Origin of the sequence: Pseudomonas sp. W2Jun17 (assembly GCF_023127795.1) — a bacterium.
Classification (GTDB): domain Bacteria; phylum Pseudomonadota; class Gammaproteobacteria; order Pseudomonadales; family Pseudomonadaceae; genus Aquipseudomonas; species Aquipseudomonas synxantha_A.
Genome location: NZ_SPKO01000001.1, coordinates 15,436 through 28,989 on the forward strand (window position 1 = coordinate 15,436; position 13,554 = coordinate 28,989).

The 13,554-nt window shown below is 58.6% G+C and carries 13 protein-coding genes; 9 read left to right on the forward strand and 4 right to left on the reverse strand.

Going from position 1 to position 13,554, the window contains the following annotated elements; all coding sequences use genetic code 11:
• Positions 1 to 47: 47 nt before the first annotated feature.
• Entirely contained in the window at positions 48 to 1,742 is a 1,695-nt protein-coding gene (locus E4O98_RS00060) for a lactate permease LctP family transporter (RefSeq protein WP_032879436.1), read from the reverse strand.
• Positions 1,743 to 1,991: 249 nt separating this feature from the next.
• On the opposite strand from E4O98_RS00060, the gene E4O98_RS00065 reads away from it, so the two are divergent.
• The gene (locus E4O98_RS00065) at positions 1,992 to 2,759 is read left to right on the forward strand and encodes a GntR family transcriptional regulator (RefSeq protein WP_005791515.1); all 768 of its coding nucleotides are present in this window, start codon (positions 1,992 to 1,994) and stop codon (positions 2,757 to 2,759) included.
• A 36-nt stretch (positions 2,760 to 2,795) separates the two neighbouring features.
• On the opposite strand, the gene smpB is transcribed toward E4O98_RS00065, so the two are convergent.
• Complete coding sequence (gene smpB, locus E4O98_RS00070; protein ID WP_248133885.1) at positions 2,796 to 3,278, reverse strand: SsrA-binding protein SmpB; 483 nt, start codon at positions 3,276 to 3,278, stop codon at positions 2,796 to 2,798.
• A 167-nt stretch (positions 3,279 to 3,445) separates the two neighbouring features.
• Here smpB and E4O98_RS00075 point away from each other — a divergent pair, with 167 nt between their 5' ends.
• The gene (locus E4O98_RS00075) at positions 3,446 to 3,880 is read left to right on the forward strand and encodes a type II toxin-antitoxin system RatA family toxin (RefSeq protein ID WP_005791512.1); all 435 of its coding nucleotides are present in this window, start codon (positions 3,446 to 3,448) and stop codon (positions 3,878 to 3,880) included.
• A complete protein-coding gene (locus E4O98_RS00080; protein WP_078822325.1) occupies positions 3,873 to 4,175 on the forward strand; it encodes an RnfH family protein in 303 nt (100 codons plus the stop codon). The genes E4O98_RS00075 and E4O98_RS00080 overlap by 8 nt, the downstream gene beginning before the upstream one ends.
• 63 nt (positions 4,176 to 4,238) lie before the next feature.
• Here the strand turns inward: E4O98_RS00080 and E4O98_RS00085 are convergent, their stop codons facing one another.
• Positions 4,239 to 4,766 carry an outer membrane protein assembly factor BamE gene (locus tag E4O98_RS00085; protein ID WP_005791510.1) on the reverse strand — a complete coding sequence of 176 codons (528 nt, stop codon included), beginning with the start codon at positions 4,764 to 4,766 and terminating at the stop codon, positions 4,239 to 4,241.
• A 98-nt stretch (positions 4,767 to 4,864) separates the two neighbouring features.
• Between E4O98_RS00085 and fur the strand changes: the two genes are divergently transcribed.
• On the forward strand, positions 4,865 to 5,269 hold the full coding sequence (gene fur, locus E4O98_RS00090; RefSeq protein ID WP_003194220.1) for a ferric iron uptake transcriptional regulator: 405 nt from the start codon (positions 4,865 to 4,867) through the stop codon (positions 5,267 to 5,269).
• 86 nt (positions 5,270 to 5,355) lie between these two features.
• On the opposite strand, the gene recN is transcribed toward fur, so the two are convergent.
• On the reverse strand, positions 5,356 to 7,029 hold the full coding sequence (gene recN, locus E4O98_RS00095) for a DNA repair protein RecN (protein WP_032879439.1): 1,674 nt from the start codon (positions 7,027 to 7,029) through the stop codon (positions 5,356 to 5,358).
• Positions 7,030 to 7,283: 254 nt separating this feature from the next.
• Between recN and grpE the strand changes: the two genes are divergently transcribed.
• The 5 genes from grpE (at position 7,284) to carA (ending at position 13,524) form a co-directional block, all read left to right on the forward strand.
• Positions 7,284 to 7,844 carry a nucleotide exchange factor GrpE gene (gene grpE / locus E4O98_RS00100; RefSeq protein WP_005791505.1) on the forward strand — a complete coding sequence of 187 codons (561 nt, stop codon included), beginning with the start codon at positions 7,284 to 7,286 and terminating at the stop codon, positions 7,842 to 7,844.
• 102 nt (positions 7,845 to 7,946) lie between these two features.
• Positions 7,947 to 9,869: a molecular chaperone DnaK gene (gene dnaK / locus E4O98_RS00105; protein WP_005791503.1), complete on the forward strand. Its 1,923-nt coding sequence runs from the start codon at positions 7,947 to 7,949 to the stop codon at positions 9,867 to 9,869.
• Between the two features lie 317 nt (positions 9,870 to 10,186).
• The gene (gene dnaJ / locus E4O98_RS00110; protein WP_005791501.1) at positions 10,187 to 11,311 is read left to right on the forward strand and encodes a molecular chaperone DnaJ; all 1,125 of its coding nucleotides are present in this window, start codon (positions 10,187 to 10,189) and stop codon (positions 11,309 to 11,311) included.
• A 10-nt stretch (positions 11,312 to 11,321) separates the two neighbouring features.
• Positions 11,322 to 12,128 (forward strand): 4-hydroxy-tetrahydrodipicolinate reductase, encoded by an 807-nt coding sequence (gene dapB / locus E4O98_RS00115; protein WP_005791500.1) that lies wholly within the window; start codon positions 11,322 to 11,324, stop codon positions 12,126 to 12,128.
• A gap of 259 nt (positions 12,129 to 12,387) precedes the next feature.
• On the forward strand, positions 12,388 to 13,524 hold the full coding sequence (carA, locus tag E4O98_RS00120) for a glutamine-hydrolyzing carbamoyl-phosphate synthase small subunit (protein WP_005791498.1): 1,137 nt from the start codon (positions 12,388 to 12,390) through the stop codon (positions 13,522 to 13,524).
• The last annotated feature ends 30 nt before the right edge of the window (positions 13,525 to 13,554 follow it).

The window sequence follows — 13,554 nt, forward strand, 5'->3', positions numbered from 1 at the left end:
CCGGCATCGTTGTCCGGCGTCGATTCTTACCCTATTACGTGCAGGTCTCAGTGCACCAGCATACCGGTGAACCAGTACGCCTGCGCCAGGGTGATCAGCCCGACGATGGTGGCAAAGAACAGGCTGTGCTTGAGGGTAAAGCGGAACAGATCGGACTCCTTGCCCACCAGGCCCGTGGCTGCGCAGGCCACGGCGATCGATTGCGGCGAGATCATTTTGCCGGTCACGCCGCCGCTGGTGTTCGCCGCTACCAGCAGGGTGTCGTTAACACCAATCTGGTGGGCGGTGGTGGCTTGCAGCGAGCTGAATAGGGCGTTGGATGAGGTGTCCGAGCCGGTCAGGAAAACCCCCAGCCAGCCGAGGAAGGGCGAGAAGAACGGGAAGGCGGCGCCGGTGCCAGCCAGTACTAGGGCCATTGTCGAGGACATGCCGGAGTAGTTGGTGACGAAGGCGAACGCCAGCACCATGCCGATGGACAGGATCGGCCAGCGCAGCTCAAAGAAAGTCTCTTTTAAAGTGGTAAGACCAGTCTTGATATCAATTTTCAGCACTAGCATCGAGACCAGCGCGGAGAAGAAGATCGCGGTGCCGGTGGCCGAAATCGGGTCCAGCTTGAAGACGGCGGGGATGGCGGTGGGGTTGGTGACGATGGGTGCGACTTTGATCACCAATTGATCCAGGTGGGGGATCGCGAAGTTGAACACCCAGCTGTACATCGAACCGCCCGCGGCGAACATGGCCTTGAAGGGTTTGAGCGTCCAGATGGTGACCAGAACGGTCAGGATCAGGAAGGGCGACCAGGCCTTGAAAATTTGCCCCAGGCTGTAGGGTGAAACCACTGTGCTGCGTGGCAAACCAAAGCCGCCGGCGCTGGAGGTGACCGCTACGCTGGAGGTGGCACCGGCAATCTGCGCGCCTGCGGTGCGCTTGGGTTGCCAGATTTTCAGGAACAGTGTCAGGGAGATCAGGCTGGCGAGTGCCGAGGTAATGTCTGGCAGTTCCGGGCCAATGAAGTTGGAGGTGAAGTACTGGGTGACGGCAAAGCTCAAGCCGGCCACCAAGGCTGCCGGCCAGGTTTCACGCACGCCGCGCAGGCCGTCCATCATGAACACCAGCCAGAAGGGCACGAACAGCGACAGCAGCGGCAGTTGGCGGCCGGTCATGGCGCCGATCTTGAACGCATCGATGCCAGTGACCTGGCCTGCGACGATGATCGGAATGCCCAGTGCGCCGAACGCCACCGGCGCGGTATTGGCAATCAGGCACAGGCCCGCGGCGTACAGGGGGTTGAAGCCCAGGCCCACCAGCAGCGCGGCGGTGATTGCCACGGGTGCGCCGAACCCGGCCGCGCCTTCCAGGAAGGCGCCAAAGCAGAAGCCGATCAGCAGCACCTGCAGGCGTTGGTCATCGGTGATCGACAAGACGGAGCTGCGGATGATCTCGAACTGCCCGCTCTTGACCGTCAGCTTGTAGAGGAACACCGCCGCCACGATGATCCAGGCGATCGGCCACAAGCCATAGGCAAACCCGTAACCGGCCGCTGCCAGGGCCATGTCGACCGGCATCTGGAAGGCGAAGATGGCGACCAGGATCGACAATGCCAGGGTGATGCTGCCGGCCACATGGCCTTTGAGGCGGAATACGGCCAGGGCCAGGAAGAAGAACACGATTGGAATAACGGCGGCCAGTGCGGACAGGCCGAGGCTGCCGAGAGGGCTGTAGAGCTGTTGCCAGGTTTGCATATGGGGTGGCCCCTGATTGTTGTTGTTTGGTCAGCTTGGATAATTGGTAATACCAATTTACAATCGCTGTGGGCTAGATTAAGAGCCTTGGCAGGGTGTGTCAATTTGCCGCTCGTCAAACTTTGGTCTGAGAGTGGGTGTCGAGTGTTCTGATCGGGTAAATCGAAGGTGTTCTGATAGGTGCTGCCAGCGCGGCGATAGGCCAGAATAGGGGCCCCGGCGAGTGGTCGGGATGGTGGAGAGTGAGTTATGGGGTTTGATCAGGTGCGTCAGCGCCGTTTGTCTGACGATATTGTCGAGCAGCTTGAGGGCATGATCCTTGAGGGCACGTTGAAGTCGGGCGAGCGCTTGCCGGCCGAACGCGCCTTGGCTGAACAATTTGGTGTGTCGCGCCCTTCATTGCGTGAGGCGATCCAGAAATTGGCGGCCAAGGGGTTGCTGGTCAGTCGGCAGGGCGGCGGCAACTATGTGGTGGATTCCCTGGGTTCGACCTTCAGTGATCCGCTGCTGCATCTGCTGGAAAACAATCCCGAGGCGCAGCGCGACCTTCTGGAGTTTCGCCAGACTCTGGAGGCTTCGTGTGCTTATTACGCGGCATTGCGTGCTACCGAGGTCGACCGTGAGCGATTGACGGCAGCGTTCGAGGCGCTGCAGGACTGCTATGCGCGAGCCGACGAGGTGAGCCGAGTGGAGGAGGGCGCTGCGGATGCAAGGTTTCACTTGGCGATCGCCGAGGCCAGTCATAACGCGGTGCTGCTGCACACCATTCGCGGGTTGTTCGACCTGCTCAAGCGCAACGTGGTGACCAATATTGGCGGTATGTATCAGCAGCGCACCGAGACCCGCGACATGCTGATCAGTCAGCACCGGGACTTGTACCTGGCGATTATCGAGGGGCGGGCCGAGCAGGCGCGCGACGTTTCAACACGTCACCTGTTGTACGTGCAGGAAGTGTTGGAGGAAGTGCGGCAGGAGGTTCAGCGGGTAGCGCGGGCGGAGCGACGTAAGGGCATGTAGCCACGGGGGGTGCCCGCGGCTACATCATTACAAGGGTTAGTCTTCCTTGCCCTTGTTGCGCACGGCGCGATGCAGTTCGCGATTGGAGTCGCGCTCGCGTTCGGTGTCGCGCTTGTCGTATTCCTTCTTGCCCTTGCCCAGTGCGATTTCGCACTTGACCAGGTGCTTGCTCCAGTACCACGACAGGCAGACGCACGCGTAGCCTTTTTGCTGCACGGCCGCGGCGAGCTTTTCGAGTTCGCTGGCATTGAGCAACAGCTTGCGCGTGCGCACCGGGTCGGCAATCACGTGGGTGCTCGCGGTGGTCAGCGGGGTGATATGACTGCCGAGCAGCCACGCCTCGCCATCCTTGAGCAGCACATAGCTGTCGACCAGCTGCAGTTTGCTGGCACGCAGACTTTTTACTTCCCAGCCGGCCAGGACCAGACCAGCCTCGAACCGATGTTCGATGAAGTAATCGTGTCGCGCCTTTTTATTTTGCGCGATGGTCCCTGTGGGGTGTTTCTTTCGTTTAGCCATAGGGGCGGCATTATAGGGAGTTGCGAGCGTGTCGGCTACGGTCAACCTGCGTGCTTGAGCGTGTTGGACGAATCCCGGACAATACGGGCAGTTCTTTGGTTTTTTTCTCTCGCGGATCGGGCTGTACTTTCGCGACGTTTGCCTTAAGCAGTGGAAGTAACGCTCACATGACGACGCATATTCAACGTTCGGCCCTGCTGCCCTATCCGGCACAGGCGCTCTATGACCTGGTCAACGACGTGGCGCGTTACCCGGAATTCCTGCCTTGGTGCTCGACTGCCGAGGTTTTGGAGAGCAGTGATGAGCACATGGTCGCCAGTGTTGGTGTGGCCAAGGGCGGCCTCAGCCAGCATTTTGTTACGCGCAATGTGCTGGTGCCGGGCAAATCCATTGAAATGAATTTGCAGGAAGGGCCGTTCACCCAGCTGCACGGCGTGTGGGTGTTCAAGGCGCTGACAGATAAGGCCTGCAAGATCAGTCTGGATCTTTCATTTGATTACGCCGGCCCCATTGTGCGGGCGACTTTGGGGCCACTGTTCAATCAGGCGGCAAATACTTTGGTGGACGCTTTCTGTCAGCGAGCCAAGCAATTGCATGGTTGATATTGAAGTGGTGTATGCCGACGTGGATCGCCAGGTTCTGCTGGCGGTGGCGATACCGGTGGGCACAAGCCTGAGGGCGGCAGTGCTGGCGTCGGGCATTGCAGAGCATTTTCCGCAGTTGGCGTTGGCGGACTGCCCGTTGGGTATCTTCGGTAAGGTGGTGCCGGACGCTGATGTGCGTGCCGTGCAGGCGGGAGATCGGATCGAGATCTACCGGCCATTGCTGGCAGACCCCAAGGAAATACGCAGGCTGCGTGCGGCCAAGGCGGCGATGCTCAAGCGACAGAACGCCTAGGCTTGCCAACCGGCAGGCAACAAAAAGCCCGGCATGCCGGGCTTTTTATCGAGCGTCGCAAAATTATTGCGGGCTGGTGTCCAGAGGCTGTGGTGTCGGGACGGGTACAGTTTCGACACCGTCGACGTCTTTCTGGATCTGGTCCAGCAAGGAGCCTGGCTTGGCCGGCACCTCGGATTTCGGCTTTTCGGCTTCCTGCGCAGGTGCGGTCACGTTGGTGCCGCTGTCCTTGCCCAGCAAGGCTTCATCGCGGCTTACGCCGGGCATGAAGTCACCGGACAGGCTCACGAGCTGGTCATTGCCATTGAAGATGACACTGACGCGCTCCTGTTGGCGTTCACCGCCACCAGGCTGCAGGCTGTAGAGATAATCCCAGCGATCGGCATGGAATGTGTCGGTCAGCAGGGGGTTACCCATGATAAACCGTACTTGCCGTCGGGTCATTCCCGGGCGTAACTGGTCTATCATGTCCTGCGTGACGACATTGCCCTGCTGGATGTCGATTTTGTAAACCCCGGGGAATGAACAACCGGCGAGTGCGAGCAGTCCCACAAAGGTGAAACTGGTTAGCAAGAGCTTGGTGTTTTGCATCGGTGGGCGACTTCCACTATCTTGGCTGGGACAACGTAAACGCCGATCATACCCGTATTAAGAGAAGCTGCGAAGCAGCATCCGCGAGAAAGCTAACCATGGTTGAAAATAGCGAACTACGCAAAGCCGGTCTCAAAGTGACTCTGCCACGAGTCAAGATTCTACAAATGCTCGATTCTGCTGAGCAACGCCACATGAGTGCCGAGGATGTTTACAAGGCGCTGATGGAGTCTAACGAGGACGTCGGCCTGGCCACGGTTTACCGTGTACTGACCCAGTTTGAAGCCGCAGGGCTGGTGGTTCGCCATAATTTCGACGGCGGTCATGCAGTATTCGAACTGGCTGACGGTGGTCACCATGACCACATGGTTGATCTGGATACCAATGAGGTTATCGAGTTCACCAGCCCTGAAATCGAAGCGCTGCAGCATAAGATTGCTGAGGAGCACGGTTTCGATTTGGTCGACCATAATCTGGTGCTGTACATCCGTAAGAAAAAGTAAAAATCGACGCAGTTTTGCTCTGCGAAACGATTGAAGGCGACCCTAGGGTCGCCTTCGTGCTTTCTATAAAGAGGAAAAGTACCCGTTCAAGCCTTCGCGGCCACGACCATTTTTTTCGCGTGAGCCAACGACTCCTTGGTCAGGTCGATACCGCCGAGCATCCGCGCAACTTCTTCTACCCGTTCCGACTTGTTCAGCTTGGAGACGGCCGTGTGCGTCGCGTCGCTGCCGCGCACCTTGTGCACAAATAGATGTTGATGCCCTTGAGCCGCCACTTGCGGCAAGTGAGTCACCGTAAGTACCTGGCCACGATCCCCCAGGCGACGCAACAATTGGCCAACAATTTCTGCGGTTGGCCCGCCGATGCCAACGTCTACTTCATCGAATACCAGCGTTGGTACCCGTGAGGTCTGCGCGGTGATCACCTGGATCGCCAGGCTGATCCGCGACAACTCGCCGCCTGAGGCCACTTTGGCCAGGGCCTTGAGTGGCTGACCGGGGTTGGCGCTGACCAGCAGTTCTACCTGCTCCAGCCCATGGGGCTGCAGTTCGTGGCTGGCGTTGGCGCGCAGTTCGATGGTGAAGCGCCCGCCCGGCATACCCAGGCGCTGTATTTCCTGCTCGACGGCGCTGGCCAGGCTGGTGGCGGCCTGTTGGCGCAGGTCGCTCAGCTCCTGGGCCTTTTCCTGATAATGGCGGGCAAACGAAGCGAGTTCCTCGCCCAGTCGCTCGATGGACTCGTCGTTGGCGTTCAGTGTGTCGATTTCATCCAGCAGCTTCTGTTGCATGGCAGCCAGTTCAGTGGGCTGGATTCGATGCTTGCGCGCCAGGGTATAGATGGTGTCCAGGCGCTCTTCTATTTCCTGCAGGCGTGCCGGATCGGCATCGAAGTGGTCCAGGAAGCGGTTGAGTTCACCGACGGCTTCTTCAACCTGGATCTGTGCGCTGGTGAGCAGGGTAGTGGCCTCATTCAACGAGCCGGAAGCATTGTTCACGCTGGACAGGCGATTGAGGCTGGCTGTCAGTGCGTTGAGCACATTGCCCGAGTCGCTCTCGCTGCATTGCTCGACGACCTGGCGGCAGATACCCAGCAAGGTCTCTGCATTGGTCAGGTTCTTGTGTTCCTGCTCAAGCTGCTCCAGTTCGGTCTCGCCCAGGCCCAGGCTTTCAAGCTCTTCGAGTTGATAGCTGAGCAGTTGGTGGCGGGCGCGTTGTTCATCGCCGGAGTTGGAGAGGCGTTCCAGTTCCTGGCGTGTCTGGCGCCAGCGTTGGGCGGCCAGTTGAACCTGGCGGGCAAGGTCGGTGGCGCCGGCGTATTCGTCGAGCAGTCGGCGGTGAGTATCGGTTTTGAGCAGGGACTGGTGTTCATGCTGGCTGTGGATATCGATCAGCAGCTCACCCAGGGCTTTCAAGTCGCCAAGTGGGCACGGCGTGCCGTTGATATAGCCGCGGGAGCGACCTTCGGCAGTGATCACCCGGCGCAGAATGCACGGGCCTTCATTGTTCAGGTCGCGCTCGACCAGCCATGCTTCGGCCTCGGGAATGTCGGCCAGGTCAAAGGTGGCCAGGATATCGGCTTTGTCGGAGCCTGGGCGTACCACGCCACTGTCGGCGCGGTCGCCGAGGGTCAGGCCGAGGGCGTCGAGCATGATCGACTTGCCGGCGCCGGTTTCGCCTGTGATTACGCTCATCCCGCGATCCAGTTCGAGATCCAGATGTTCAACGATTGCGTAGTTATGTACAGACAGGTGCACGAGCATGACGGCCGCTCCCAGGCTTGAGGTCTGGTTATTTATACAGTGTTTTGTTTGTGGCTGACAATCCTAGCGCTTAGCTCGATTTGCTTGATCAATAGCTTTTTTTAGCGCGATGAGGAATGTAGGGGCAGGAAATGATCCGAGTCATGCGAAAGACTTTTGGTAACGCCCGCGCCCTTGAACCTGGAAATTGTGGCCCCATATACCGGAACAGAAGCGCGAGTCGAGATCGCGCATGATTTTGAAAGGAGAAATCTATGGCTGACGAACAGACGCAGGATACGCAAACTCCAGACGCCAATGCGGCTGCCGGTGATGAGCTGGCCACCCGCGTGCAAGTGCTCGAAGAGCAATTGTCCGCTGCGCAGGATCAATCGTTGCGTGTTGCCGCCGATCTGCAGAACGTCCGCCGCCGTGCCGAGCAGGACGTAGAAAAGGCTCACAAATTCGCGCTGGAAAAATTCGCTGGCGATCTGCTGCCGATCATCGACAGTCTTGAACGTGGTCTTGAGTTGTCTGACCCGGCCGACGAAAACATCCGCCCAATGCGTGAAGGTATCGAGCTGACGCTGAAAATGTTCCAGGACACCCTGAAGCGTTATCAGCTGGAAGCGATCGATCCGCAAGGCGGCGAGCCGTTCAATGCTGAGCATCACCAGGCCATGGCCATGCAGGAAAGCCACGATCTGGAGCCTAACAGCGTGATGAAGGTGTTCCAGAAGGGTTACCAGCTCAATGGTCGCTTGATGCGCCCGGCAATGGTGGTGGTGAGCAAGGCTCCTGCACCCGCTGCACCTTCTATTGATGAGCAGGCTTGAAATCCGCCGCAAGGCCCCCATCTATAAGTCAAGCGTTTAAGTGCTACCGCAGTTAGCCACAACTGCTGCGGCAACCAAATTCAAAGTTCGGGAGAGTAAATCATGGGCAAAATTATCGGTATTGACCTGGGGACCACCAACTCCTGCGTCTCCGTGCTGGAAAACGGCGTTGCAAAAGTTATCGAAAACGCCGAAGGCGCACGTACCACTCCGTCGATCATCGCTTACGCCAACGACGGTGAAATCCTCGTCGGTCAGTCGGCCAAGCGTCAGGCTGTGACCAACCCGCATAACACCCTGTATGCGGTAAAGCGTTTGATCGGTCGTAAGTTCGACGAAGAAGTCGTACAGAAAGACATCAAGATGGTCCCTTACAAAATCGCCAAGGCCGACAACGGTGACGCCTGGGTTGAAGTAAACGGCCAGAAAATGTCGCCGCCGCAAATTTCGGCTGAAATCTTGAAAAAGATGAAGAAAACCGCCGAAGACTACCTCGGTGAAGCAGTGACTGAAGCGGTGATCACCGTTCCGGCCTACTTCAACGACAGCCAGCGCCAGGCAACCAAAGACGCCGGTCGCATCGCGGGTCTGGACGTAAAACGTATCATCAACGAGCCAACCGCAGCCGCTCTGGCTTACGGCATGGACAAGGCCAAGGGCGACCACACTGTGATCGTCTACGACCTGGGTGGCGGTACTTTTGACGTGTCCGTGATCGAGATCGCAGAAGTTGACGGCGAGCACCAGTTCGAAGTGTTGGCCACCAACGGCGACACCTTCCTGGGTGGTGAAGACTTTGACATCCGTCTGATCGACTACCTGGTAGACGAATTCAAGAAAGAAAGCGGCATGAACCTCAAGGGTGACCCGCTGGCCATGCAGCGCCTGAAAGAAGCCGCTGAAAAAGCCAAGATCGAGCTGTCTTCCGCTCAGTCGACCGACGTCAACCTGCCGTACATCACTGCAGACGCTACCGGTCCTAAGCACTTGAACGTGAAAATCTCGCGCTCCAAGCTCGAAGCTCTGGTTGAAGACCTGGTTCAGCGCACCATCGAGCCTTGCCGTATTGCACTGAAAGACTCCGGTATCGACGTTGGCTCGATCAACGACGTGATCCTGGTCGGCGGTCAGACCCGTATGCCGCTGGTTCAGAAGCTGGTAACCGAGTTCTTCGGCAAAGAAGCACGTAAAGACGTGAACCCGGACGAAGCTGTTGCCATGGGTGCTGCCATCCAGGGTGCGGTATTGGCCGGTGACGTAAAAGACGTATTGCTGCTGGACGTGAGCCCGCTGACCCTGGGTATCGAAACCATGGGTGGCGTGATGACTGCGCTGATCGAGAAAAACACCACGATTCCTACCAAGAAATCCCAGGTGTTCTCGACTGCCGATGACAACCAGGGCGCCGTGACCATTCACGTGCTGCAAGGTGAGCGCAAGCAAGCCGCGCAGAACAAGTCCCTGGGCAAGTTCGACCTGGCTGAGATTCCACCAGCACCACGTGGTGTGCCGCAAATCGAAGTGACCTTCGACATCGACGCCAACGGCATCCTGCACGTCGGCGCGAAAGACAAGGCAACCGGCAAAGAGCAGAAGATCACCATCAAGGCCAACTCGGGTCTGTCTGATGAAGAAATTCAACAGATGATTCGTGATGCTGAAGCCAACGCTGATGCGGATGCCAAGTTTGCTGAACTGGCTGGCGCCCGTAACCAGGGTGATGCGCTGGTTCACTCGACTCGCAAGATGATCGCTGATGCTGGCGATAAAGTGACCGAAGAAGAGAAAACCGCAATCGAAGCGGCCTTGGTTGCCCTGGAAGCCGCCATCAAAGGTGACGACAAGGCTGCCATCGAAGCCAAGATCGAGGAGCTGTCGAAAGTCTCCGCACCGGTCGCTCAGAAAATGTACGCCGAACAAGGCCAGCCGGCTGACGGTGCTGCGCAGCAGGCAGAGCCAGAAGCCAAGCACGACGATGTTGTCGATGCCGAGTTCGAAGAAGTCAAAGAAGACCAGAAGAAGTAACTTGGTCGCCCGGTTGACCGCTCACAAGCGGTGACTGGTAGGATGTCGCCGCGCGGGAGCTTGCTCCCGCGTTGGCGTGTCTGGGGTATGCGAATTTTTACAGCATGCGACAACGCTCGGATGCTGGCGGTGTGATCGGGAATGCTCCTGCTTTCCGAATGGCATTCACCGCGTTTTTGGCCGGGTCCCTGGCTGAAAGCAGTAATGACCAGGATCGTTGAATTGACGTGAGTTGGGTCCGGGCCTGTATTGGGGCTCAACGAGTTTGGCAGGGTTCAGGAGGGCCAGGCCGAACGTCCTTAAGAGTGCAAAGACTTATGGCAAAGCGTGACTATTACGAAGTATTGGGTGTGGAGCGCGGGGCCAGCGAGGCGGACCTGAAGAAGGCCTACCGTCGCCTGGCGATGAAGCACCACCCCGACCGTAATCCGGATAACAAAGAATCCGAAGAGATGTTCAAAGAGGCCAATGAGGCCTACGAATGCCTGTGTGATCCCAATAAGCGTGCGGCCTACGACCAGTACGGTCATGCCGGCGTCGACCCGAGCATGGGTGGCGGCGGCGCCGGTTTCGGCGGTCAGAACTTCTCCGATATTTTCGGCGACGTGTTCAGCGATTTCTTCGGCGGTGGTCGTGGCGGTCAACGTGGCGGCGCGCAGCGTGGCAGTGACTTGCGCTACACGCTGGAGTTGAATCTGGAAGAAGCCGTGCGCGGCACCAGCGTCAATATTCGTGTGCCGACGCTGGTTAACTGCAAGCCGTGCGACGGTTCGGGTGCCAAGAAAGGCTCCTCGCCGATCACGTGCCCGACCTGTGGTGGCATCGGTCAGGTGCGCATGCAGCAGGGCTTCTTCTCGGTGCAGCAAACCTGCCCGCGTTGCCATGGCCAGGGCAAGATCATTTCCGACCCGTGCGATTCCTGCCACGGCGAAGGTCGTGTTGAAGAGTACAAGACCCTCTCGGTGAAAGTGCCGGCGGGTGTGGATACCGGTGATCGTATTCGCCTGTCGGGCGAAGGCGAGGCGGGGACCCAGGGCGGTCCGACTGGCGACCTGTACGTGGTGATCAATGTGCGTGAGCACTCGATCTTCCAGCGCGATGGCAAACACCTGTTCTGCGAAGTGCCGATCAGCTTTGTCGATGCGGCCCTGGGCGGTGAGTTGGAGATTCCGACCCTTGATGGTCGAGTCAAACTCAAGATTCCCGAGGGGACACAGACTGGCAAGCAGTTCCGCATCCGTGGCAAAGGCGTTGCGCCAGTGCGCGGTGGCGGTGCGGGCGACCTGATGTGTCGTGTGGCGGTGGAAACCCCGGTCAACCTGGGCCGTCGTCAGCGCGAACTGCTCGAAGAGTTCCGCAGCTCGCTGGAAGGCGATGACTCCCATTCGCCGAAAACCACTGGCTTCTTCGATGGCGTGAAACGCTTCTTCGGCGACCTGTAAGGACGTGAATATGCGACGTATAGCCGTAATGGGCGCTGCCGGGCGCATGGGCAAGACGCTGGTCGAGGCGGTGCAGCAACGCTCGCCGGCCTCCGGGCTGACGGCGGCGATTGTTCGCCCCGGCAGCACGTTGATCGGTGCGGATGCCGGTGAGTTGGCGTCGTTGGGCCGCATCGGTGTCTCGTTGACGGGCAGCCTTGAGCAGGTGGCTGACGAGTTTGACGTGCTCATCGATTTCACCTTGCCTGACGTGATGCTGAAAAACCTGGCCTTCTGCCGCAAGGCAGGCAAGGCCATGGTGATCGGTACGACTGGTTTGAGTGCTGAGCAGAAGCAGTTGCTGGTGGAGGCTGGCAAGGATATTCCGATCGTCTTTGCTGCCAACTTCAGCGTTGGCGTGAACCTGTCGCTGAAATTGTTGGACCTGGCAGCGCGTGTGCTGGGTGACGAAGCCGATATCGAGATTATCGAGACTCATCACCGCCACAAGATCGATGCGCCGTCGGGCACTGCGTTGCGCATGGGTGAAGCTATCGCTGATGCGCTGGGCCGCGATCTATCGAAAGTGGCGGTATACGGGCGTGAAGGCCATACCGGTGAGCGCGCGCGCGACACCATCGGCTTTGCAACCGTGCGCGGTGGTGATGTGGTTGGCGATCACACGGTGCTGTTCGCCACCGAAGGCGAGCGCCTGGAGATCACGCACAAGGCTTCAAGCCGCATGACGTTCGCCAAGGGTGCAGTGCGAGCTGCGCTCTGGTTGGAAGGCCGCGAGCCGGGCCTGTATGACATGCGCGACGTGTTGGATCTGCACTAATCAGTAGCTTAAATGGGGCCTCGGGATTATCCTGAGGCCCCGTTTTTACCCGCTAAGCGACGTCCTGTCGCATTCTCCTGCCTTTAAGGCTCATTAGCGGTGGACCCAAAAAGCCTTTTTCTGTAAGCTACAGCTTTAGTGTGTCCACTAAAAGCGCGCAGAATAATTCGATGAAGAAGCGGGGTGACGTGTCCATACGTCACTCCGCTTTTTTACAACCTGCGATCGCCCTTTCAGGCTTTATTTACGGGAGGTCTTCTTGACTAAGCCAGCCATACTCGCCCTTGCTGATGGCAGCATTTTTCGCGGCGAAGCCATTGGAGCCGACGGTCAAACCGTTGGAGAGGTGGTGTTCAACACCGCCATGACCGGCTATCAGGAAATCCTTACCGATCCTTCCTACGCCCAACAGATCGTTACCCTGACCTATCCGCACATCGGCAACACCGGCACTACACCGGAAGATGTCGAGTCTGATCGTGTCTGGTCGGCCGGTCTGGTGATTCGTGACCTGCCACTGGTTGCGAGCAACTGGCGTAACACGATGTCGCTGTCCGATTACCTGAAAGCCAACAATGTTGTGGCGATCGCCGGTATCGATACGCGCCGCCTCACGCGCATCCTGCGTGAAAAAGGCTCGCAGAATGGCTGCATCATGGTCGGTGACAATATTTCCGACGAGGCGGCGATTGCCGCAGCACAAGGCTTCCCTGGCCTGAAAGGCATGGACCTGGCGAAAGTCGTCAGCGTCAAAGAGAAGTACGAGTGGCGTTCCACTGTGTGGGATCTGAAGACCGACAGCCACGCGACTATCGAGGCTGCCGATCTGCCTTACCACGTGGTCGCCTATGACTACGGCGTCAAGTACAACATCCTGCGTATGTTGGTCGAGCGTGGCTGCCGCGTGACCGTGGTGCCCGCGCAAACACCTGCCAGCGATGTGCTCGCGATGCAGCCGGACGGCGTGTTCCTGTCCAACGGCCCGGGTGACCCCGAGCCATGCGACTACGCTATCCAGGCCATCAAGGACGTGCTGGAAACCGACATTCCGGTGTTCGGTATCTGCCTTGGTCACCAGTTGCTGGCTTTGGCCTCCGGCGCCAAGACCCTGAAAATGGGCCACGGCCACCACGGTGCCAACCACCCGGTACAAGACCTGGACACCGGCGTTGTGATGATCACCAGCCAGAACCACGGTTTTGCGGTGGATGAAGCCAGCTTGCCGAGTAATGTGCGCGCCATTCACAAGTCGCTGTTCGACGGTTCCCTGCAGGGCATCGAGCGCACCGACAAGAGCGCGTTCAGCTTCCAGGGCCACCCTGAAGCCAGCCCGGGCCCGAACGACGTAGCGCCGCTGTTCGACCGTTTCATCAATGAGATGGCCAAGCGACGCTGACTGAGTGCTCTGCGGGCGGCCCCGAACCAC

Coding starts and splice junctions, on each gene's coding strand:
- dnaJ (WP_005791501.1), top strand. CDS start 10,187: ATGGCAAAGCGTGACTATTACGAAGTATTGGGTGTGGAGCGCGGGGCC.
- dapB (WP_005791500.1), top strand. CDS start 11,322: ATGCGACGTATAGCCGTAATGGGCGCTGCCGGGCGCATGGGCAAGACG.
- E4O98_RS00065 (WP_005791515.1), top strand. CDS start 1,992: ATGGGGTTTGATCAGGTGCGTCAGCGCCGTTTGTCTGACGATATTGTC.
- smpB (WP_248133885.1), bottom strand. CDS start 3,278: ATGGCTAAACGAAAGAAACACCCCACAGGGACCATCGCGCAAAATAAA.
- recN (WP_032879439.1), bottom strand. CDS start 7,029: ATGCTCGTGCACCTGTCTGTACATAACTACGCAATCGTTGAACATCTG.
- E4O98_RS00060 (WP_032879436.1), bottom strand. CDS start 1,742: ATGCAAACCTGGCAACAGCTCTACAGCCCTCTCGGCAGCCTCGGCCTG.
- dnaK (WP_005791503.1), top strand. CDS start 7,947: ATGGGCAAAATTATCGGTATTGACCTGGGGACCACCAACTCCTGCGTC.
- E4O98_RS00085 (WP_005791510.1), bottom strand. CDS start 4,766: ATGCAAAACACCAAGCTCTTGCTAACCAGTTTCACCTTTGTGGGACTG.
- E4O98_RS00080 (WP_078822325.1), top strand. CDS start 3,873: ATGGTTGATATTGAAGTGGTGTATGCCGACGTGGATCGCCAGGTTCTG.
- E4O98_RS00075 (WP_005791512.1), top strand. CDS start 3,446: ATGACGACGCATATTCAACGTTCGGCCCTGCTGCCCTATCCGGCACAG.
- grpE (WP_005791505.1), top strand. CDS start 7,284: ATGGCTGACGAACAGACGCAGGATACGCAAACTCCAGACGCCAATGCG.
- fur (WP_003194220.1), top strand. CDS start 4,865: ATGGTTGAAAATAGCGAACTACGCAAAGCCGGTCTCAAAGTGACTCTG.